This is a genomic window from Pseudomonas sp. USTB-Z (assembly GCF_019691255.1).
Classification (GTDB): domain Bacteria; phylum Pseudomonadota; class Gammaproteobacteria; order Pseudomonadales; family Pseudomonadaceae; genus Aquipseudomonas; species Aquipseudomonas alloputida.
Genome location: NZ_JAECZP010000019.1, coordinates 1 through 21,779, shown reverse-complemented (window position 1 = coordinate 21,779; position 21,779 = coordinate 1). Strand labels below are relative to the sequence as shown.

The 21,779-nt window shown below is 58.4% G+C and carries 19 protein-coding genes and 1 pseudogene; 10 read left to right on the top strand and 10 right to left on the bottom strand.

Going from position 1 to position 21,779, the window contains the following annotated elements; all coding sequences use genetic code 11:
* Window position 1: 1 nt before the first annotated feature.
* Together I8746_RS20110 and I8746_RS20105 are read left to right on the top strand one after the other, a co-directional pair.
* Window positions 2–979 carry a TniB family NTP-binding protein gene (locus tag I8746_RS20110; protein ID WP_221100985.1) on the top strand — a complete coding sequence of 326 codons (978 nt, stop codon included), beginning with the start codon at window positions 2–4 and terminating at the stop codon, window positions 977–979.
* Window positions 976–3,492 (top strand): hypothetical protein, encoded by a 2,517-nt coding sequence (locus I8746_RS20105; RefSeq protein WP_221100984.1) that lies wholly within the window; start codon window positions 976–978, stop codon window positions 3,490–3,492. Before I8746_RS20110 ends, I8746_RS20105 begins: the two co-directional genes overlap by 4 nt.
* Window positions 3,493–4,102: 610 nt before the next feature.
* On the opposite strand, the pseudogene I8746_RS20100 reads toward I8746_RS20105, so the two are convergent.
* Together I8746_RS20100 and I8746_RS20095 are read right to left on the bottom strand one after the other, a co-directional pair.
* Window positions 4,103–4,386: pseudogene (locus I8746_RS20100) on the bottom strand (type II toxin-antitoxin system RelE family toxin).
* Window positions 4,376–4,615, bottom strand: a complete 240-nt coding sequence (locus tag I8746_RS20095; protein WP_221100983.1) for a type II toxin-antitoxin system RelB/DinJ family antitoxin — start codon at window positions 4,613–4,615, stop codon at window positions 4,376–4,378. The pseudogene I8746_RS20100 and the gene I8746_RS20095 overlap by 11 nt, the downstream one beginning before the upstream one ends.
* Before the next feature lie 755 nt (window positions 4,616–5,370).
* Here I8746_RS20095 and I8746_RS20090 point away from each other — a divergent pair.
* From I8746_RS20090 to I8746_RS20055, 8 genes are all read left to right on the top strand, one after another.
* Window positions 5,371–6,609: an OprD family porin gene (locus I8746_RS20090; protein ID WP_221100982.1), complete on the top strand. Its 1,239-nt coding sequence runs from the start codon at window positions 5,371–5,373 to the stop codon at window positions 6,607–6,609.
* 405 nt (window positions 6,610–7,014) lie between these two features.
* Window positions 7,015–7,821, top strand: coding sequence for an NAD(P)-dependent oxidoreductase (locus I8746_RS20085; RefSeq protein ID WP_003254828.1), 807 nt, complete (start codon window positions 7,015–7,017; stop codon window positions 7,819–7,821).
* A 22-nt stretch (window positions 7,822–7,843) separates the two neighbouring features.
* Window positions 7,844–8,725 carry a glucurono-1,5-lactonase gene (locus tag I8746_RS20080; RefSeq protein WP_221100981.1) on the top strand — a complete coding sequence of 294 codons (882 nt, stop codon included), beginning with the start codon at window positions 7,844–7,846 and terminating at the stop codon, window positions 8,723–8,725.
* 64 nt (window positions 8,726–8,789) lie between these two features.
* The gene (locus I8746_RS20075; RefSeq protein ID WP_012051448.1) at window positions 8,790–9,761 is read left to right on the top strand and encodes a TRAP transporter substrate-binding protein; all 972 of its coding nucleotides are present in this window, start codon (window positions 8,790–8,792) and stop codon (window positions 9,759–9,761) included.
* Between the two features lie 66 nt (window positions 9,762–9,827).
* A complete protein-coding gene (locus I8746_RS20070; protein WP_221100980.1) occupies window positions 9,828–10,355 on the top strand; it encodes a TRAP transporter small permease in 528 nt (175 codons plus the stop codon).
* The gene (locus tag I8746_RS20065; RefSeq protein ID WP_014755560.1) at window positions 10,356–11,636 is read left to right on the top strand and encodes a TRAP transporter large permease; all 1,281 of its coding nucleotides are present in this window, start codon (window positions 10,356–10,358) and stop codon (window positions 11,634–11,636) included.
* A gap of 54 nt (window positions 11,637–11,690) precedes the next feature.
* On the top strand, window positions 11,691–12,614 hold the full coding sequence (locus tag I8746_RS20060) for an EamA family transporter (protein ID WP_014755559.1): 924 nt from the start codon (window positions 11,691–11,693) through the stop codon (window positions 12,612–12,614).
* A gap of 24 nt (window positions 12,615–12,638) precedes the next feature.
* Window positions 12,639–13,508: an aldose 1-epimerase gene (locus tag I8746_RS20055; RefSeq protein ID WP_221100979.1), complete on the top strand. Its 870-nt coding sequence runs from the start codon at window positions 12,639–12,641 to the stop codon at window positions 13,506–13,508.
* Window positions 13,509–13,581: 73 nt separating this feature from the next.
* On the opposite strand, the gene I8746_RS20050 is transcribed toward I8746_RS20055, so the two are convergent.
* The 8 genes from I8746_RS20050 to I8746_RS20015 all read right to left on the bottom strand — a co-directional run.
* Complete coding sequence (locus I8746_RS20050) at window positions 13,582–14,478, bottom strand: LysR family transcriptional regulator (protein WP_003254840.1); 897 nt, start codon at window positions 14,476–14,478, stop codon at window positions 13,582–13,584.
* Between the two features lie 108 nt (window positions 14,479–14,586).
* Entirely contained in the window at window positions 14,587–16,623 is a 2,037-nt protein-coding gene (locus I8746_RS20045) for a pyridoxamine 5'-phosphate oxidase family protein (protein WP_221100978.1), read from the bottom strand.
* 27 nt (window positions 16,624–16,650) lie between these two features.
* The gene (locus I8746_RS20040; protein ID WP_012051444.1) at window positions 16,651–17,280 is read right to left on the bottom strand and encodes a glutathione S-transferase family protein; all 630 of its coding nucleotides are present in this window, start codon (window positions 17,278–17,280) and stop codon (window positions 16,651–16,653) included.
* 169 nt (window positions 17,281–17,449) lie between these two features.
* The gene (locus I8746_RS20035) at window positions 17,450–18,001 is read right to left on the bottom strand and encodes a UPF0149 family protein (RefSeq protein ID WP_221100977.1); all 552 of its coding nucleotides are present in this window, start codon (window positions 17,999–18,001) and stop codon (window positions 17,450–17,452) included.
* Window positions 18,002–18,092: 91 nt separating this feature from the next.
* Window positions 18,093–19,082, bottom strand: coding sequence for an asparaginase (locus I8746_RS20030; protein WP_088513455.1), 990 nt, complete (start codon window positions 19,080–19,082; stop codon window positions 18,093–18,095).
* Window positions 19,079–20,233, bottom strand: a complete 1,155-nt coding sequence (locus I8746_RS20025) for a hypothetical protein (RefSeq protein ID WP_221100976.1) — start codon at window positions 20,231–20,233, stop codon at window positions 19,079–19,081. Before I8746_RS20025 ends, I8746_RS20030 begins: the two co-directional genes overlap by 4 nt.
* A 10-nt stretch (window positions 20,234–20,243) precedes the next feature.
* Complete coding sequence (locus I8746_RS20020; protein WP_012051440.1) at window positions 20,244–21,140, bottom strand: nitrilase family protein; 897 nt, start codon at window positions 21,138–21,140, stop codon at window positions 20,244–20,246.
* Between the two features lie 437 nt (window positions 21,141–21,577).
* The coding region (locus tag I8746_RS20015; RefSeq protein WP_256817661.1) for a thiamine pyrophosphate-dependent enzyme at window positions 21,578–21,779 on the bottom strand (202 nt) is incomplete at its 5' end.

The following is a 21,779-nucleotide window of genomic DNA, read 5'->3' as shown; positions in this document are numbered from 1 at the left end:
TTTGAAAGTCGATGAAATTAGCTCTCTGCTAAACAAATTTAGAAACTGCATTGTTCACTTCCCACGCTTCAATGCTGCCCATTCTATACTACTCAATGCGATTGAGGACACCAACACGTCTGGCGAACCTTACGGCGCTATATTATGTGCCAAATCTGGAGTCGGGAAAACAACACTTTGCTTCCAAGTAATGGGCCAATTCAAAGAAAAATATTCGGCAGAAGTCGAAGGCGGCGTCGACTTATGCGCTTCCGTAATCTACTTTGAAGTACCTAGCGAAGTTACTATCAAAGGCATGCCGCGAAAAATGCTGATTGCACTGGGCATCGAAAATCCCAAAGGTAGTACCGAGGAAATGACGCAACAACTTATTCACTTACTTAAGCAAAGGCGTGTTGAGCTAGTTTTCTTAGACGAAATTAACCGTTTGTGTGTTGGTACTGCTAAGAAAATCCGCCCTCAGACTCTTGGTTGGATAGCTTCTTTCATTAATGCATTGGGCAAACCAGTAATAATTAGCGGCACTGAAGAATGCGTTGACATTCGACGGCATCTTGACTCTTTTGCTACAAGATTCCCCTACCAAGTCAACATGGAGTTTTTTAGCTACAGTGAAGATCCGAGTTCGGAGTACATTCGCACACTACAAAAACTTGATGAGGCCATATCCACAATCACCAAGCTTAATGGTGAAATAAATATACATGACCCAGCGATTGCATTAAATCTTTACTTGGCAACAGCCGGGAATCTGGGTTGGCTGAGGAAGGTACTTTTCGTTGCGCTGAAGCGATGCCTACTGCGCGATGACGGTAAAGGCTTAAAACTGGCCGACTTTCACTATGCTTGTGAACTGCTCAGCCTAGACACGAGGCTAACTCCTGGCAATCCGTTCTCATTAGATCCGATGAACAGCTTTAAATTTTTATATAGCAAAGATGTTCAATCAAAAATCCAGGAGTTTAGGATAACGCCATGAACGAATTCTTTTTTGTGCCTTTCCCCTTTCCAGAAGAAAGCCCAACTAGTCTAATTAAACGATTGGTTATTAAACACGGGTGCGTTTCGCCCACGCAGTTTCATAGCCTAGGGGCTCCACCCTCAAATGCGAATGCCCAGCAACTTAGTAGTCTAGGGAATGTACCAGCTTGGATCGCCAAAATAGCCGGTGTTCATGGAGATCGCTTTTTATCTGGCTTTTACACGCCAACAGTTATAGCAGGCTCGAAATATCACATTGTAAATGGAGTCACCGTCAAGGACAGAATGCTACGTTGGTCAGGCACAGGCTTTTGTTCAGAATGCTGGAGGACGGGAAAAGAGCATTTCATTAAAGATTTCAGAGTATGCATGCACTGCCCTTTACATGACAGAACTTACTTATTCACCTGCCCAACATGTAAACTACGCTTACACTGGCTTAACACACTGACACTTCAATGCAGAGTATGCCAAAACGAAATCACCTCCCCTCCCTGCAATCCCAAAGAAGCTGAACCAGAACAGACCCTGCTGAACTGGTTTCGAGAGTCGAAACAAGAAAATATCGATTATTTCGAACGTGCTCTGCTCTTACTTAACTACAAATTTCCGGTTTTAGGCCATGACGAGAACAGATACACATTGATTGCTGCCATAGCTATAGTTGAAGGCGACAAAAAAGCGCTGGAAAACTACCTCTTTACGCTACATTATCATCACCCGCACTTGGAGCGAAGGGTGATATCAGCAGCACTCAGTCGAGTGAAAACGGAAGCAGCAAGAAGTGCCGTACTTACCTTTTTAGAATCCGACGCGCCCCCCCTTTCACTCTCGCCCATCTCAATCTCCGCGCTCACACCCCTGCAAAAGCAACCACTTTCGTTATCACGTTTCCAGCTGAAAAAGTTAATAGGACTGCCAGAAAAATTATGGCTAATTTTTCTCAGAGAACAACAATCTTTATGGAGAAGTGTTGGCTCTGGACACCTATTCTCTGAGAACCTTATTTTGCAGCTTCTTGAGGCAGCTGAAGAATTGAAGGGGCGAAATCTCACCCCTAATATTGAACCAGAAAAAAACATGACTCTAGACGTCGTCGCACAGAGACTGAGAGTACCCTTAAACACAATTAAACGATTAATTAGGGAGAACTTGCTTGATACAACCACCCTATCGAACCATCACAATATTGGAATGTCAGAAGCTCAACTTCACAGCTTCACAGAGAAGTACGAAACCTTAGACCACCTCTCCGAGAGAACAAACCGGACAAAAAGAGCTATAAGATTAGCCATGCATACTTTGAATATTTCGCCCTATACCCCTATTACATTTAAATACCTGACATTAATACATCGCCATGATACCGAAAGCATTATTCATTACCTAGAAGGACATAAACCATATCATAGACGCAACTCCGCAACCGGGGATCATTTAAAGCTTGTTGATGAGCAAAACCTTGATGCTTACTGCACCTTTAATGAAGCATCCAAATTATTAGGCTTCACAGACAGTTCCATAGCGGCTCTCATTAAAAATGGTTGGTTTACTCCCCACCGAAAGCGTAGCGGAGGGTCGACGGCGATCTACCTTTTAATTACAGAAGTAATATTTGCCAAACATAATTTTTTGAAAGCTACTGATTACTCCAAGATGATTGGCACAAGCGTCCCTATCGCAACCAACTTGGTAATCAGCTTAGGAATAAAACCCATCACAGGACCGCTTCGGGATGGTAGCAGCACACACATATTCCTAAGAAAAGATATAGATAGTTTAATATCTCACAACACTAGCTCCACAGAGGAAAGCATGACAATCCTCGAGGCAAGTAAATATCTAAAACTTACAGCAAAGACCATAATATCTCTTTTAAAAACTCATGACCTCTCTTCTGACTGCGATGGGGGACAAAGCTCTCTTTTCATCAGCAAATCAAAAGCTACAAATTTTGCAACGACCCACGTTAACGGCATAACGATTTCGAGATGGTGTGGCATACCTACTACGAAAATAGGAAGCTTCTTGGCACAGAAAAATATTTTCCCGGTTCATGAAAAACAAGGGGTCGCTTCTGAAACTATTTACAGAGTTCGCGACTTAACCTGCATAGGGTTCGTTTTATCAAAAGCGAAAACAAAAAAAACTTACCTAAAAACCCTAATATCGACTCGTGAAGTATGTATAAAGCTAAATATATCATCATGTGCTTTAACCAGAAACTTCATCAAAACTGGTTACATAAAAATAATTCATGCACAAAAAAGACGCTGGGTAAGCCCAGAGGACTACAAGAAACTAAGAGGACTTTTGAAAGTGGTTTGTACTGTTGGCATGGCTGATGCGCGCATAGGTTTAAAATATTACTTCAGGGAATTGTTAGCAAAAGGTGAAATACGCATTGCAAGCGGTCTCCCTCCAGAGTTATCAGGAAAGCAGCTCATCAAGCAAAGTGATGTTTCTCACCACATGAAAAAAATCAACCCTCACCGCTCCGATGATTTCTAACAGCAACATATCAGCTCAGCCCGCAAAAAATTTCAACACAAAAGTAAATGTTCGCTCATGCAGCCAATTTATACTATTACGCTCATCTAGCATTATTCGGCCATTCTACCAATAGAAGAGTGATCAAATACTTGCTTCCTATTTAAACGTACGATGCAAGCTAGCAATTCTAGCTGCCTTCCCGGTCACTGAGCGGATGCCCTACCTGTAATCACCATATTTTTTGCCAACGTCATTCGATCGTTAGTGAAAAGTTATCATCCGGTTCAGTTTTCTTGATTCTTTCGTTCGTTTCTTGCTGATAAAACCTCTATTCATTAAAGGGTTTTATTCGACGCTCAGTGAAAAATGAGGGCTGAGCATCGAGAAGGCTGCCGATTGGCAGCCTTTTTTTATGATTTTCCCCGAGAGTCCTGACGTCAGTTAAGAAGATTGATTTCTTAATCCTATAAAAGACCGCCCCTGCGAAGGCCCATGTGAACAGGGGCCATTTATTGCCTGTGCTGGCCTCTTCGCGGGCAAGCCCGCTCCCACCAAAGCACAGCTCTAGCTTTGAGGCGGTGTTTTACCTTGAGATTTCGGCCTGGGGCTGCCAAACCCTATAGGCCTACTAAAGTCGCTCAGCAGCCTTTTTATAAGCTTGATCCCGCTCACGGCGATCGACAGCGACGACAAAAACCACGATCTCTTGATCAATGACCTGATAGACCAGCCCGTACCCACTGCTGCGAAGCTTTATTTTGTAGCGATCTGGCAGCGAGTGAAGGCGGCTTGCCTCGATTCGAGGTTTCAGCAGGACCTCTGCCAGTTTCTTCTTAACTGCTGACGCACGGTATCGCCCAGCTTCTTCCACTCTTTCAATGCGCGGGAATCAAAGTCGAGGCTATAGGTCATCCAGCTGTACCCTCACGCGCTGCGGAGAAGCAAGCCGCTCTTGTACAGTGGCAATGAGGTCTTCATCTTCCTCGGTCATCAGGACCGGCCGGAAGGGTAGCTTGCCCCGCTCAGTTACATATTGCAGGGCCTGGCGCATGAGTTCGGAGGGGGTGACACCGAGGCGATCGAGCTCTTTGTAGGCGCGGGCTTTGAGATCGTCGTCGACGCGGATATTGATAGAAGCCATGACATAGCCCTCATGTAAAGACGATTGTCATTACAAAGCACTGATCTTGGCTATTCTGCAATGGCAGTTTGTCTGCCGGAAGTGACCACAGCGCCATTCCCTTCAAATGAAGAGGCCTCGCCCTTGCCGACAGGAGGGGTACGGCACCAGCAAGGATGCCGGGACTGGACATGCCAGTCTAAGTGGTCAAGGGCGAGGCCAGATCTGAAGATAGCGCAGGCTCGGGGATGGGGCCACCGCTGTTTCGATTTGATTTGTAACCCTGTCCCCGGTTTGCGGTGCGAAGCAGCCAATGGGGTGGATGGCACAGGCTTTACCCGTGTTCGCGGGCAAGCCCGCCTGCTAGCAATAGATCGTGGACGTGCGTGGTGCATGGCAGTTGTAGTATGTCTGCAGCGCGTTCAGGCTAGAGCCTCTGCAGCTCAGTTTTTGGCGTCTAGTACCCTATTTGCTCTGCGATCAGCCGTTGACAGCCCTCCTCCCCCTTGCTAATAATCGCCCATAGTTGTACGACAACACATAACAAAAACAACAATCAGTGGACGAACTCATGTCGACATCCATCCCGCTACACCTACGTCTGTTGCATACCCCTCTTCCCCCGGCCAGCTCGCGTACGCCTGCCAATACGTAGCGCCCGGTTACCGCGTATTCACCCCTGGCCCTGACCGGCCCGTTATCTACCCGCCCCTGCCGCAGGCCGCTTGCGCGTGCCCGGTGGACGGGCTGCCACACCCTTAGGGAGCACAACAATAATGAAAATCTGCCACACCCTGCCCTTCGCCCTGCTTGGCGCCGGGGTTATCGCCGGCCTGCCGGGCACCAGCCTGGCTGCGGGATTTGTCGAGGACAGCAAGGCCACGCTCGGGCTGCGCAACTTCTACATCAACCGCAACTTCACCAACCCCAGCAACCCACAGAGCAAGGCCGAGGAGTGGACGCAAAGCTTCATTCTCGATGCCCGCTCGGGGTTCACAGAAGGGCCAATCGGCTTCGGCGTGGATGTGCTGGGGCTGTGGTCGGTCAAGCTCGACGGCGGTGGCGGTACCTATGGCACGGCGTTGCTGCCACGCCATGACGATGGCAAGCCTGCTGACGATTACGGGCGCCTGGCAGTGGCAGGCAAGGCCCGAATCTCCAAGACCGAACTGAAGATCGGTGAATGGATGCCGGTGCTGCCGATTCTTCGCTCGGACGACGGGCGTTCGTTGCCACAGACGTTCCGTGGCGGGCAGGTCACATCAAACGAAATTGCCGGCCTGACCTTGTACGGCGGGCAGTTCCGCGGCAACAGCCCGCGCAACGACGCCAGCATGGAAGACATGAGCTACGGCGGCGGGGTATCGGACCGCTTCAACTTCGTCGGCGGCGAGTACAAGTTCAACAAGGACCGTACCCTGGTCGGGCTGTGGAATGCGGTGCTCAAGGACGTGTATCAGCAGCAGTACCTGCAACTGAGCCACAGCCAGCCGGTTGGAGACTGGACACTGGGCGCCAACCTGGGCTACTTCCATGGCGATGACGACGGCTCCAGACGCGCTGGTGAACTGGATAACAAGACCTACTCGGGGATGTTCTCGGCCAAGTACGGTGGCAGCACCTTCTGGGTCGGGCTGCAGAAGGTCGATGGCGATACCTGGATGCGGGTCAACGGCACCAGCGGCGGGACCCTGGCCAACGACAGCTACAACTCCAGCTTCGACAACGCCAACGAACGTTCGTGGCAGGTGCGTCATGACTTCAACTTCGTCACCGTCGGGGTGCCAGGGCTGACCTTGATGAACCGCTACATCAGCGGGCGCGATGTGCACAGCGGGGGGGTGACCGATGGCAAGGAGTGGGTGCGTGAAACGGAGCTTGCGTATGTGATCCAGAGCGGGGCATTCAAGGATTTGAGTGTGAAATGGCGTAACTCGTCGATTCGCCGGGATTACAGCAATAACGAGTTTGATGAGAACCGGCTGATCTTCAACTACCCATTGTCGTTGCTCTGATCAAGACCTGCGGATTTACCCGCGAATACGGTAGTGGCGGAGACGGTGAGCGGCGGGGGGAGATTGGCCAGCAGGCCTGGCCTCTTCGCGGGTAAACCCGCTCCTACACGACGGCCTGCGCCCAACCACCGACCTGTGTCCACCATTGATCAGGTGTAGGAGCGGGTTTACCCGCGAATACGGTGGTGGCGGCGACGGTGAACGGCGGGTGGAGATTGGCCAGCAGGCCTGGCCCATTCGCGGGTAAACCCGCTCCTACGGGCGACCGCGCAGGCCTTTCGCCTTTTCTTACCCGCGAAAAGGCCGGCAAAAGCCGCCCAAGCCTCATTGACAACACACAGAACCACCGCCAATAATCACCCAAGTCATACGACAACCTACAACAACTAACAACAAGAGCCGGCCATGACCACTACCCCCTTCAATCGCCTGCTGCTCACCGGAGCCGCAGGCGGCCTGGGCAAGGTCCTTCGCGAACGCCTGAAAGGCTACGCCGAGGTCCTGCGCCTTTCCGACATCAGCCCCATGGCGCCTGCTGCTGGCCCGCATGAGGAAGTCATCACCTGCGACCTGGCCGACAAGGCTGCGGTGCATGCACTGGTCGAAGGCGTGGACGCCATCATCCACTTCGGCGGGGTTTCTACCGAGCACGCCTTCGAAGAGATTCTCGGCCCCAATATCTGCGGCGTGTTCCACGTGTACGAGGCGGCGCGCAAGCATGGGGTCAAGCGCATCATCTTCGCCAGCTCCAACCACACCATCGGTTTCTATCGCCAGGATGAGCGCATCGATGCTCACGCGCCGCGCCGTCCCGACAGCTATTACGGGCTGTCCAAGTGCTACGGCGAAGATGTGGCCAGCTTCTACTTTGACCGCTACGGCATCGAGACCGTCAGCATTCGCATCGGCTCGTCGTTCCCGCAGCCACAGAACCCGCGCATGCTCTGCACCTGGCTGAGCTATGACGACTTGGTGCAACTGATCGAACGTGGCCTATCGACGCCCGACGTTGGCCATACCATCGTCTACGGCGCCTCCGACAATCGCACCGTGTGGTGGGACAACCGCCATGCCGCGCACCTGGGCTATGTGCCCAAGGACAGCTCGGAAGCCTTCCGCGCAGCCGTGGAGGCCCAACCGGCACCCGCCGCCGATGACCCGAGCATGGTCTACCAGGGCGGCGCTTTCGCCGTGGCCGGCCCGTTCAACTGACCCCACGCCAGGAGGCACGGCCATGAACTGCGAACTGATCGTCGACGCCCGTAACGGTACCGGCGAAAGCCCTGTGTGGCACCCCGGTGAACAGGCCCTGTACTGGGTAGACATTCCCGCTCGCCAATTGCATCGCTGGCAAGCGGCCGATGGCAAACACCAGTGCTGGCAAGGCGACGAGATGCTGGCCTGCATCGCCCGCAGCGGTCAGGGCTGGGTTGCGGGTATGGAAAGCGGCATCTTTCAGCTCCAGGCCAGGGCGGACGGCATCCTGGACAGCCGGCTGCTCAGCAACGTGCAGCACGCCCAGGCCAGCATGCGCTTCAACGATGGCCGCTGCGACCGTCAGGGCCGCTTCTGGGCCGGGACCATGCTGCTGGACATGCAGCAAGGCGCCCATGTGGGTGCGCTGTACCGGCATGACGGCGAAGGCCACCTGCACCTGCAGCAGGACGGCATGATCGTGCCCAACGGCCTGGCGTTCAGCCCCGATGGCAAGCGCATGTACCTGTCCGACTCGCACCCCAACGTGCAAAAGGTGTGGGCCTTCGACTACGACACCGACAGCGGTACGCCGCACAACAAACGGCTGTTCGTCGACATGCGCGGCTACCCAGGGCGCCCCGACGGCGCCGCGATCGACCAGGATGGCTGCTACTGGATCTGCGGCAACGACGCCGGGCAAGTTCACCGCTTCACCCCTGACGGGCGCCTCGACCGCTCGCTCAGCGTGCCGGTGAAAAAGCCGGCCATGTGCGCCTTTGGTGGCGCCAACCTCGACACCCTGTACGTCACCTCGATCCGCCCCGCGGGCATCGACCTCGGCGACCAGCCACTGGCTGGCGGGGTATTTGCCCTCAACCCTGGCACCAAGGGCCTGGAGGAACCTGCCTACCGGGGCTGAGCCCCACTGCCACACCCACACTTGCACGCCCGAAACCGGATAATAAAAACCACGGAGTTTCATCATGACGTTCAAACGCAAGCTGCTTCTTGCCGTACTCCCGTTCGCCTTCAGCGTGGCCATGCCCGCCTCGGCGCTGGACATCAAGTTCGCCGAAATCCACCCGGCCGGCTACCCGACCGTGGTCGCCGAGCAGAACATGGGTAAAAAGCTGGAACAGGCCAGCAATGGCGACATTACCTTCAAGATGTTCGCCGGCGGGGTGCTGGGATCGGAGAAGGAAGTGATCGAACAGGCTCAGATCGGCGCCGTGCAGATGACCCGCGTCAGCTTAGGGATCGTCGGCCCGGTCGTACCGGATGTGAACGTGTTCAACATGCCGTTCGTGTTCCGCGACCATGATCACATGCGCAAGATTATCGATGGCGAGATCGGCCAGGAGATCCTCGACAAGATCACCAACTCCGACTTCAACCTGGTGGCCTTGGCCTGGATGGACGGCGGCTCGCGCAGCATCTACACCAAAAAGCCGGTGCGCAGCCTGGAAGACCTCAAAGGCATGAAGATTCGCGTACAGGGCAACCCGCTGTTCATCGACATGATGAACGCCATGGGCGGCAACGGTATCGCCATGGACACCGGGGAAATCTTCAGTGCCCTGCAAACCGGGGTGATCGATGGCGCCGAGAACAACCCGCCGACCTTGCTTGAGCACAACCATTTCCAGAGCGCCAAGTACTACACCCTGACCGGCCACCTGATCCTGCCGGAGCCGGTGGTGATGTCCAAGACCACCTGGAACAAGCTCACTCCCGAGCAGCAGGTGCTGGTGAAAAAGGTCGCGCGCGAAGCACAGATGGAAGAACGCGCGCTGTGGGACGCCAAGTCTGCCGCCAGCGAAGAGAAGCTCAAGGCCGCCGGTGTCGAGTTCATCACTGTCGACAAGAAGCCGTTCTATGACGCCACCGCCTCGGTACGCGAGAAGTACGGCGCGCAGTACGCCGACCTGATGAAGCGTATCGACGCCGTCCAGTAATACCAGCCCCTTCCAAGACGACCTCGGCAGTGCGGCCGCCGCCGCCCTGCCGCTTTGGTGATGCCTATGAAATCGCTTTTCCTGAGCGTGAACGACACGCTGTACCGCAGTTGCATCTGGATCGCGGGCCTGTCGATCCTGGCCATGACGCTGATCATCCCGTGGGGCATCTTCGCCCGCTACGTGCTGGGTACCGGCTCCAGCTGGCCAGAGCCGGTCTCGATCCTGCTGATGGTGGTATTCACCTTCGTTGGTGCCGCCGCCAGCTATCGCGCCGGGGCGCATATGGCGGTGGGGATGATTACCGACCGGTTGCCGCCGCTGCAGCGCCAGCTGGTCGCCCTGCTGGTACAACTGCTGATGATCGTGGTGTGCGTGTTCATGACCTATTACGGCACCCGGCTGTGCATCACCACCTGGAACCAGTCGCTGGCCTCGCTGCCCGGTGTGCGGGTCGGCATGACTTACGCGCCGATCCCGGTCGGCGGCGTGCTGACGCTGGTGTTCGTGCTGGAAAAACTCCTGCTGGACGATCAGAGCAACCGCAAGGTCGTGCGCTTTGATCTGGTCGAAGAAAACGAAGGAGCTGCGTAAATGGAAGCGTTCATTCTGTTGGGCAGTTTCATCGTGCTGATTCTGATCGGCATGCCGGTAGCCTACGCCCTGGGCCTGTCGGCACTGATCGGCGCCTGGTGGATCGACATCCCGCTGCAGGCGATGATGATCCAGGTGGCCAGTGGGGTTAACAAGTTCTCGCTGCTGGCGATTCCGTTCTTCGTGCTGGCGGGCGCGATCATGGCCGAAGGCGGCATGTCGCGGCGGCTGGTGGCTTTTGCCGGAGTGCTGGTGGGCTTCGTGCGTGGCGGGCTGTCGCTGGTCAACATCATGGCCTCGACCTTCTTTGGCGCGATTTCCGGCTCGTCGGTAGCCGATACCGCCTCGGTGGGCTCGGTGCTGATCCCGGAGATGGAACGCAAGGGTTACCCCCGCGAGTTCTCCACCGCCGTAACCGTCAGCGGTTCGGTGCAGGCGTTGCTGACCCCGCCTAGCCACAACTCGGTGCTGTACTCGCTGGCGGCGGGCGGCACGGTATCGATCGCCTCGCTGTTCATGGCAGGGGTGATGCCCGGCCTGCTGCTGAGCGCGGTGATGATGGGCCTGTGCCTGTTGTTCGCCAAGAAGCGCAACTACCCCAAGGGCGAAGTGATCCCGCTGCGCCAGGCGCTGAAAATTGCCGGTGAGGCGCTGTGGGGCCTGATGGCCATGGTCATCATCCTCGGCGGTATCCTGTCGGGGGTGTTCACCGCCACCGAATCGGCAGCCGTGGCGGTGGTGTGGTCGTTCTTCGTGACCATGTTCATCTACCGCGACTACAAGTGGCGCGACCTGCCCAAGCTGATGCACCGCACAGTACGGACCATCTCCATCGTGATGATCCTGATCGGCTTCGCCGCCAGCTTCGGCTACGTAATGACGCTGATGCAGATCCCGTCGAAGATCACCACGGCGTTCCTGACCCTGTCGGACAACCGCTACGTGATCCTGATGTGCATCAACTTCATGTTGTTGCTGCTGGGCACGGTGATGGACATGGCGCCGCTGATCCTGATTCTTACCCCGATCCTGCTGCCGGTGATTACCGGTATCGGCGTGGACCCGGTGCACTTTGGCATGATCATGCTGGTAAACCTGGGGATCGGCCTGATAACGCCACCGGTGGGCGCGGTGCTGTTCGTGGGCTCGGCCATTGGCAAGGTGAGCATCGAGTCGACGGTGAAGGCGCTGCTGCCGTTTTACCTGGCGCTGTTCCTGGTGCTGATGGCAGTGACTTACATTCCAGCGATCTCGCTGTGGCTGCCTAGCGTGGTGCTGTAATTATGACCGGGGGCCGCTTGGCGGCCCCTGGGCTCTTGCAAATGGATCCTGCACATGGCTGTCCCCTCCTCTGCCGTACCCCTGTTCCCACGCAAGCTGGCCATCGCCCTGCTGGCCCTGCTGGCCTGTTCGTTCGCCGGCAACCATGTCGCCGCGCGCATTGCCTTCGATGACGGCACCGGCGTGTTGCTGGCCATTCTCTGTCGCTCGGGCATCACCTTCCTGGTACTGGCCGGGCTGCTGCTGTGGCAACGTCAGGCCCTGGCCCTGCCCGCTGGTGCGCGCCGCTGGCAGCTGCTGCTCGGCTTGCTGATTGCCACCCAGAGCCTCTGCCTGTACTCGGCGGTGGCGCGTATTCCGGTGGCTCTGGCACTGCTGGTGGGCAACACCTTCCCGATGCTGTTGGCGCTGCTCACCTGGGCGCTGGGCGGCGCACGCCCCACGGGCCGCACCGTACTGTTCATGGGCCTGATCCTGTGCGGCCTGGTGCTGGCGCTGGATGTCCCGGCACGCCTGGCCGACAGCGCTGCGGCCAACCCGCACTGGGTGCCGGGGGTCAGCCTGGCCTTCGGCGCCGCCTGTGCCTTTGCCTGCGCCTTGTGGATCACCGACCATAAACTGGCCAGCGTGCGCGGCCCCGTGCGCAGCCTGCTGACTTTGCTGATCGTGTTCTCCAGCATGCTGGTTGCAGGCGCAAGCGGCGTGATGCCGTCCGGTTTGTCACTGCCAGGCAGCAGCAGTGGCTGGGCGGCCTTGGCCAGCCTGGTAGTGCTGTATGGCTTGGCCTTCACCTTGCTGTTCGTTTGTGTGCCAAGGCTGAACATGGCGCAGAACGCACCCGTGATGAACGTCGAACCCATCGCCACGCTACTGCTGGGCTGGGCCTTGCTCGACCAGCAACTGGGCACCCTGCAATTACTCGGCGGCGCGGTGGTGGTGTGCGGCATCGTGCTGCTCACCTACCGTCGGGCCAATTGATCGTTCATTTAAATGGAGCCTTGAATGCCTGCGACCGAACTGCACCTGCAGGACCGCCTGACCCGCCTGAGCCTGGCTCCGGAGTTGGGCGCCAGCCTGGTCAACTGGGAAGTGAAAGCGACCGGGCAAGCGCTGCTGCGCCATTCCGACCTGGCCGCACTGGAAAGTGGTACGCCACGACGCCTCGCCTGCTACCCACTGGCGCCTTGGTCCAACCGCATTGGCGAGGGTGGCTTTGCCCGACCCGAGGGGTGGCAGGCACTGGCACCCAATACCGGGCATGACCCTTACCCGATCCATGGCAGTGCCTGGCAGCAGGCCTGGCAGGTGGAGCACCACAGTGAACAGCGAGCACGGCTGACGCTAGACAGTGCTGTGCCGTTTGCTTACCGGGCCACGCTGGATGTGCATCTGCATGAGGGGTGCCTGAACCTGGACCTGCATGTAACCCATCTGGATGAGTCGGCCAACTGGTACGGGTTGGGGTTGCACCCTTACTTTCCGCGGTATCCCGATACCAAGTTGTACGCATCGGCACGCAACGTGTGGCTGGCCGAGGATGGGCGGTTGCCGTCGTACCAGGCCGAGGTGCCCGAACAATGGCGCTTCAATGCCATGGGGCGTTTACCCGAGACAGTGGTTGATCACGCCTTCAGTGGCTGGCCAGGCGAGTGCGTGATCGAACAGCCCAGCGCGGGTTATCGACTGGCGTGCAGTGCCAATGGGGCCGAACACTTCTTGCTGTATTGCCCGCAGGGACAAGGTTTTTTCTGCTTTGAACCTGTTAGCCACCCAATCAATGCGCATCACCTGCCAGGGCGACCGGGGTTGCGGTTGCTGAACCGGGGGGAGGCAATGACCCTGGGGTTCAGGATGCAGTATCGGGTGTTGTGAGCGGGCTGCCTGAAAAAGGGCCGTCACGATAGCGAACATTGTCTGGCGCCATTTCTCGACGCGCTACACGACCTCAATCCAGCTGCTGATCGCGCAAGTCTTGCGCCAGCATGTCGATAAAGGCCCTGACCTTGGCCGAGCCGTACTTGCTTTCGCGGTGCAGCACATGAATGGGCCAGGGCGCCTCTTCGTACTCGGCCAGCAGCACCTGTAACTGCCCGCTGGCCAGTTCGTCTGCCACTTGGTACGACAGCAGCCGGGCAATCCCCAGCCCGCCGCTGGCAGCTGCGATTGCCCCGTCATTGCTGGTTACCGTCAGCCGTGGCTTCATGCGCACCAAGGTCGGCTCGTCGGTCACTCCGAAGCGCCAACCCGCCCGCGGCGACAGGTTGGTGGTGCCGATTATCGCATGCCCGGCCAGGTCCGACGGGTGCTTCGGCACACCATGGCGCGCCAGGTAGTCGGGTGAGGCACACAACATGCGCCGCACCCTGCCCACCCGCAACGCCTTCAACCCGGAGTCGGGCAACGGCCCGATGCGCACGGCCACGTCCATGCCCTCCTCGACCATGTTCACCACGCGGTCGAGAAAAAACGCGGAAACATCGACTTCCGGGTACTGCTGCAGGTAACGGACGATGCACGGCATGACGAACTTCTTGCCGAACAAAATCGGCGCGGTCACCGCCAGGTCGCCCCTGGGCGTCGCATTGATGCCGGCAGCGGCTTCATTGGCCTCGTGAATACTGGCGAGGATGTGCCGGGTGTCTTCCAGATAGCGGCCGCCGGCCTCGGTCAGACGCACGCTGCGTGTTGTGCGCAGCAACAGTTTGACCCCGAGCTGCTCTTCCAGGGCGCTGACGGCGCGGGTGACGGCGGCCGCAGAAATGTCCAGACGGCGGGCAGCCGCGGCGAAGCTTTCCAGCTCGCCGACGGCGACGAATACCTTCATCAGGTGGATCTGGTCCATGCGGGCTCCTGAGGGTAATGGGGCGTGCGGATTATCGTTCATCTGGATGCGTGGTGTTAGCTGTGCCGGCCTCTTCGCGGGCAAGCCCGCTCCTACGACTGGCTTGAATCAGACATCCAGCACCAACGCCTGCGTCCCCTCCTCCCCCTTCGCTGGCACAGCACAACAGATCAGCACCGACCCTGCTTCCGGCAACTCTGCCGGCGGATTCGGATAATGCACCTGGCCGCTCACCAGCCGGGTCTTGCAGGTACCACACGAACCACCCCGGCAACTGAACTCCGGTGCCAGCCCACGCGCCTCGGCCAGTTCCAGCAAGGTGCCGCTACCGGGCACCCAGCGAGCCTCCTTGGCCGACGCAGCAAAATACACCGGCACCGGTTCGTCGGCGGCAGGCGGCTGTTGCAAGATTGGCTGGTCTGCGTCGCTGTGCCGCCGCAGCGTCGACGGGCCAAACGCTTCGGCGTGAATCCGCGCATCCGGCACATGCACCCCACGCAGCCCTTCGTAAAGCTGCTGGGTGAAGCTGCCCGGCCCACACAGGTAGAAATCGTAGTCGTCCAACGCCAGCGTTGCCTTGACCTGTTCGATACCCAACCGGCCGGCAAACTCGTAATCACGACCGACCTGCGCGTGCCCTTCAGGCTGGCTCAGGGCGCGGTGTATATGCAGTAGTTCGCCAGCCTGTTGCTGCAAGGTCGCCAGTTCCTGCTGGAACGGCAAGTCGGCCAGGCTGCGTGCGCCATGGAACAGATGAATGCGCCGGGCCTGCCCCGTCCTCAACTGCTGACGCAGCATGGCCAGCAACGGCGTGATGCCCACCCCCGCGCCGATCAGCACCAACGGGCGCGTGCTTTGCTGATCAAGCGTGAAGCTGCCCATCGGCGACCGCACATTCAACACCTCGCCGGCCACAACGTGCTCATTCAAATACCGCGAAGCCGGGCCCTGGGCTTTGACGCTGATGCGCAAGAATCCATCGTCGGGGGCACTTGAAAGGCTGTAGGTGCGGATCAGCGCCGGCTCGCCATCACGCGGCACCTGCACAGGCAGATGCTGGCCAGGGGCAAAGGCCACATGGCAGCCTGCCGGTGGTTCGAGATAGAACGAGCGGATGTCGCGGCTTTCCTGCTCCACCCGCAGCACCCGCCAGGCCAGCCATTGGCGCTGTTGTTGCCGCTGCTCCAGGCGCGCATCGGCCTCGGCCCAGGTACCGGTCATCAGACTGGTCGGCGCGTATTCCTTGAAAGCCCAGCGCAGCGCAACGGCTGCCGGACGCCACACCACCTGCTCGACCTGCAGTGTCCATAACCGCTCAGCCCCTTCAAAGGCCTGGATGGCCGGGCTGTCCAGCAGCACCTCCGCACGCCCGTACAGTTGCAACACATTGCCATTATTGAAGTCGATGAACAGCAAGCCGGCCCGCGGGTTGACCACCAGGTTGCCCAAGGTGTTGAAATGCAGATTGCCAGCATAGTCGGGAATCGTCAGCCGATTACCTTCGACCTTGATGAACCCTGGCCGGCCACCACGATGAGAGACATCTACCGAGCGCTGGCCGTCAGCATGCTGGACATAGCTGGCGACGAAGAAGGTATCGGCCGCCTGGATCATGCTGACGGTTGAGGTATCCAGTGTTGTCGCATCGATGCGCCCGAGGGCGGGTTCGGTGACGCGGGTGTAGTCACGCAACTGGATGTACTGCGGGCAGTTGCCAAACGCCTGCTCTACGGCCACTTGCAGTTGCCCTTGGGCAGCGTGACGGATCTGCCCGTTGATGCGATTGCGCCGACGGGTGTGCAGTTCGATCCCCAGCAGGCCGACCGCCTGCCCGGCTGCCAACCCGGGGGTGGCGGGGTCATCTGCTGGCAGCGTGGTGTGGATCGTCAGCATACGGGGGTCGGGCGAGCTTACGAACCCTTCTGGCCCCTCCAGCAGCGTGGCCCAAGGCCGACCCTGGGCATCCACACTGGCGGCGACCATGAAGGGTAACTGGTGATAGAACGTTCGGTGCTGGTCGGGCATGTGGTCACGAATGACCTTTTGCCCGAACGCCTCCATGCGTTCTGCTACACCGACCTTTTCCTGCAGGGTCTTTTCACCCGTATGCCAGGGCGAGGGGCGGTGATCAGGAGATTGTTGCATGGCGGCGTTCCTCGCGATGGCGGGGTTTCAGGCGTGGGTTTGCAGCCCGATCACGGTGCGCGGCATGGGGACGAAACGCGGCAGCGCCTCGATCCGCGCCAGCCAGTTGCGCACATTGGCATAGGGCTCCAGCGACACGTTGCCTTCGGGGGCGTGAGCGATGTAGGAGTAGTTGGCAATGTCCGCGATCGTGGGTGTGCTACCCGCCAGGAATGGCGTCTTCGCCAACTCGGCATCGATCACCTTGAGCAAGGTGTGGGCACGGGAAATCACTTCGTCGGCATTGAATGAAGCCCCGAACACCGTGACCAGGCGGGCGGCGGCCGGGCCAAAGGCCAGCGGGCCGGCAGCGACTGATAACCAGCGTTGCACACGGGCGGCGGCGGCAGGTTCTTCGGGCAGCCAGGCACCGTTGTCATATTTTTTGGCCAGGTAGACGAGGATGGCGTTGGAGTCGGCAATCACCGTGCCGTTGTCATCGATGACCGGAACCTGGCCGAACGGGTTGAGGGCGAGGAAGTCCGGCTGCTTGTGCGCGCCTTTGGCCAGGTCGACGAACACCAGCTCGGTGGGCAGGTTCAGTAGCGAGAGCATCAACTCGATGCGATGAGCATGGCCAGACTTGGGGAAGTTGTAGAGCTTGATCGGGTTCGACATGGGCTTGGCTCCTGGTCAGCGCCGGGATGGGGCTGATGGAGCACATGCTGCACTGGATCGGCTGGCAGCAGAATCAGTGCGCAGGGGAAACCATAATTTCGCAGGGCGGAATAATGGTTTCCAAACACTTGCGCTGGCGCCTGCAGGTGAGCGCTAGCCTACGATCCGATCAGTGCAGTTTTTTGAAATGTCGGTACAGCCCACGCGCAGCCTCGACCACCTGCGGCACACAGGCCTGGATATCCTCATTGCTCATCTGGTCCAGCAGCTCGAAGTTATCTTCCAACCCATGTAGCGAAATGGCCTTGAGGAGCGGGGCCTGCTCCGGTGGCAACTCGCCCCAACCGGCCACCTGGGTACCGCGCATGTAGCCGAAACACCACTCCTCCATCACGATCACAGTGCCCTGCTCGCATTCGCGTTCCTCGAACAGCGGTTCGAACTGGTCGACCTCATTGCTCAGTTCTTCTGCCACCTGGCTGGCATAACGCAGCATCAATGCCGTGTAGGCCTCCTCATGGGCGGGCTTCTTGAACTTCGGTACCTTGCCACCCGCTACCGCCGGCAGCCATTGTTCCGGCAGGACAGTGATCGGCGAACTGGCGAGTGCGACGAAAAAGCCATTGAGCTCGGCCAGGTCCAGCACCGAGTAGTCATTGCCATAGGTGATCAGCAGGTCTTCGAGGCGGTCTAGTTCTTTTTCGCTGAGTACGGGGAGCATGGGTAAGAATCCTGGGAAGCAAAAGTGTGTGCACCCTAGCACAGCAACGCCGGAAGGGCTGCCCGCGCGAACGCCCGCGCGGGCAGATGGTTCAGGGCTGCAACCAGTCCTGCAGCTCATGTTGCCGGTCGGTGCCTATCAGCAGCCACAGCAAGATGCGGCATTTGCGCGGGCAGAGTTGCCCAGCCATGTAGACGCCTTTTTTCTGCAGGTCGATCTCTGCACCAGCAAACCCGTAGGTTGCCCGGGCTGTAGGCCCCCTACCTGTGCGCGTAGCAACCATGACCGGCAAGGTGGGCGCCAGGTGTTCCAGCACTTCGGACCAACTGGCGGAAACATGCCCAGCACCGAAACCGGCGATGACCACCCCCTCATAACCCAATGTGGCCACAGCCCGCAGCAGCGCCGTGTCCGCATCCAGGCAGGCTTCCAGCAGGGCAACGCGCTGGTCGGTGCGATACGGTAACGGCAACACTTTCCGTCGCCCGGGCGGATGGCGATACAACACAACACCCTCCACAACGTCGCCCAACGGGCCACATCCGGGCGACTCGAATGCCGCCATCGCCAGGCTGGCCGTCTTGCGAACCCTTGCCGCGCAGTGGACCTGATCATTCATGACCACAAGCACACCTCGCCCACGGCTGTCTTGTGCCAATGCAACCTGAGCCGCAGCCAACAAATTGGCCGGCCCATCATTGCCCGGCTGACTCGCCGAGCGCATGGCACCGGTCATCACCAATGGCGCATCGAATGGCCAGAGCAGATCCAGGAAATAGGCCGTTTCCTCAAGGCTGTCGGTCCCTTGGCTCAATACCAAGGCCTGAGCTCCGCGCTCCACCTCGCCCCGGGCCCATGCCAGCACCTCCAGCAACGTCGCGAAGCCCAGCGATGCACTGGGGAGCAGGCACAATGAAGCAACGTTCAACTGCGCCATCTCGCGCAACTGTGGAACCTGAAGCAGTTGCCGCTCACAATCCAGACTTGGCGTCACACCATCCCCGACAGCACCGGCCCGCATACTGACCGTGCCGCCCAGAGTAGCGATCGACAGCCTGGGCAGGCTCGAATGTTCGCTCATGCTTCTCCCCCCACAATCAACCCGACTACCGGCACAATGCCAAGCGTGCAGATGGCCATCGACACCACATTGCCGATGTAGCCATGCACATAGGCCGGCAACCTCTGAGTGATCGCCACTGCCAGCGGCGGAGCCACCAGTGCACCCAGCACTGCACTGGCCACCACCACTTGCCAGCTGCCGCCATGTGTCAACACCGCGGCCGGGACGATCGACACGATCGGAATGTAGGTAGGGTACCACCCACGGGCTTTCCACTGTCCACGCCAGCATACAACCCCGACCAGGGATGCCAGGGCCTGCCCGGCCACTATTTGCATCACCAGCATAGAACCGTAGGACAGTGCAGCCGGGCTCAACAGGTAAGCCAGCAACACACCCAGCAGTAGCCCGAGGCTGGCCAGTTCATTACCAAAGAATGGGGCTTCGCTGAAGTCGGCCAGAACGCGCCGCAAAGTCCAGACCACACCGTAGTCAGGCTGATTGACAACCGGCTCCACGACGGTGGGTTCACGGCATTGGCGTACCCATGAAGGAAAGCGCTTGCACAGGATGAAGGCCACCACGCTTGCCACTGCCATGCCACTCACATTGCCCACTACCACGGGCAACTGCAGGGGATAACACAGGTAATTGACCATCAGCAGGCTGGCCGGTGTTACCAGTAGAGCCCCCATTAGCGCCCCCGTGAGCGTCACCCGCCAGCCCGCACCAAAAAGCAAGACCATGGCTGCCGGCAATGACACGAAGGCAACGAACGTTGGTTGCCAGATGCCACTGGCCAAGGTCCATCCCCACAACGCATGGCTGAGCAGCAAGCCCAAGAGCGAGCTGGTAAACACCCATGGCCATAATCCGCTGCCATAGCAAATGGCAAAGCCCTGCCAGCGGTACCCTCGCAGCTGCGCCCAGTGCGCCAGGCACGCCCCCAGCAGCAAGCCTAGCGCGGGCAGTTCGTGCTTGTAGAAAGCCACTTCACTGATATCACCAACAATCCAGCGCAAGCGGCTGAGCGGCTCATCGAGCGTCGCCACCCTCTGTGCATAATCCAGCCATTGGCCATGGCCAAGGCTTGCAGCGAAAAACACCAGCAGGCAGCCGAACATCAACACAAGCCAATGCTGCTGTCGTGAGAAGAAGTGCGTGTTCATTCGCAACTCCTCAACGTGGCATAGGTGCATGCAAGCGATAGCCAAGGGTGGCATCGTAGAGGTCGGTGCGCCGGTCTCTTGGCAGGTCGTTGAGGCTGTTCCAGATAGGTGCCGAGCGTGCACTGCTCAAATCGACATCGGCATAGATAATCTCCTCGGCTTCTGCACTGCCCACCTCGCCGATCGGCCAGCCATTGGTACCGGCGATCAGCGAGCAGCCCAGGAAGCGCCCGCCCCGTTCGCTGCCGACACGGTTCGCGGCGGCGATATAAACGTTGTTGACATGCGCTGCCGTCATGGTCAGGTACGAGGCCATGCAGCGCCCTGCATCATCGAACAACGGCGGCGGGGTCCATACCCAGTTGTTGAGGCTGCAGATGATGTCGGCACCTTGCGCGGCCATCACCCGTGGTACTTCCGGGAACCAGATGTCCCAGCAGATCAGCAGGCCGATACGGCCGATAGGCGTCTCGAACACCGGGAACCCCAGGTCACCAGGGGTGAACCAAAGCTTTTCCTGGTTCCACAGATGCGCTTTGCGGTAGTGCCCGAGCAGGCCTTCGGGGCCAAACAGTACAGCACTGTCGTAGAGCTTCAGCCCGTCACATTCGGCAAACCCCGCAGCCAGGTATACCTGGTACTGCTTGGCGAAGTCGGCCCAGGTTTTCAGGCAAGGGCCGTCCTGCAGCACCTGCGCATGGGAATAGGCTTCGGCACGGGAGTTGAAGGTGTAGCCCGTGTTGGCCAGTTCAGGCAGTACGATCAGGTTGGCACCTTCGCGTGCTGCGCGCCGGGCCAATGCCAGGCCTCTGCTCACGTTGCTCTCACAGTGCTCAAGACCGACCTGAGGGTCGTACTGGATGACAGCGATACGTACGGGGCTGACGGGGGAACAGGATTCAGACATGGCGGCTTCCTTTTTGTGGTTGTTTTGGAAGGACGCCAGTAAAGCGATGTTGGGCCAGGGAGCGACAGTCAGGAGAGTCCTATGGGACCAAAGGAAAGTCACATAATGGCAGTAGGACTCCCCCTACAAAATGGCCCGTACGCCGTTATTTCCCAACCTGATCTTGTTCGAGAAGCCGGCGGTAGTCGAAGCAGAGATCCGGGGGATTAGGGAAACGTGCGGCCCATGGCTGCATAGGCAGTGATGGGTCGATGGCCAGATCGGCAGGAGGGTTGTGTGTCGAACCAATAGTCATGTTCTCGGGTTCTCCATGAGTAGAGAACCTGAGAATGATCAATTGCAACAGGCGTGAAGTGGTTGCCATCTACCACCCGCCGGCACCTACAGGATCTGAGATACCTGTGGGTGCCGGCTTACAGCGATAAGGTCGTCAGGGCTTACACCGCCAGCGCGCGCTCACGCAGCTCGCTGTTGAGGATGCGGTCGTTCTCGCTGTAATCGACCGGGCAGTCGATCACGTGCACACCCGGGGTCTTGATGCAGTGCTCCAGCAGCGGCAGCAGGCCTTCGGCGCTTTCCACGCGGTGGCCGTTGGCGCCGTAGGCTTCGGCATACTTGACGAAGTCCGGGTTGCCGTAG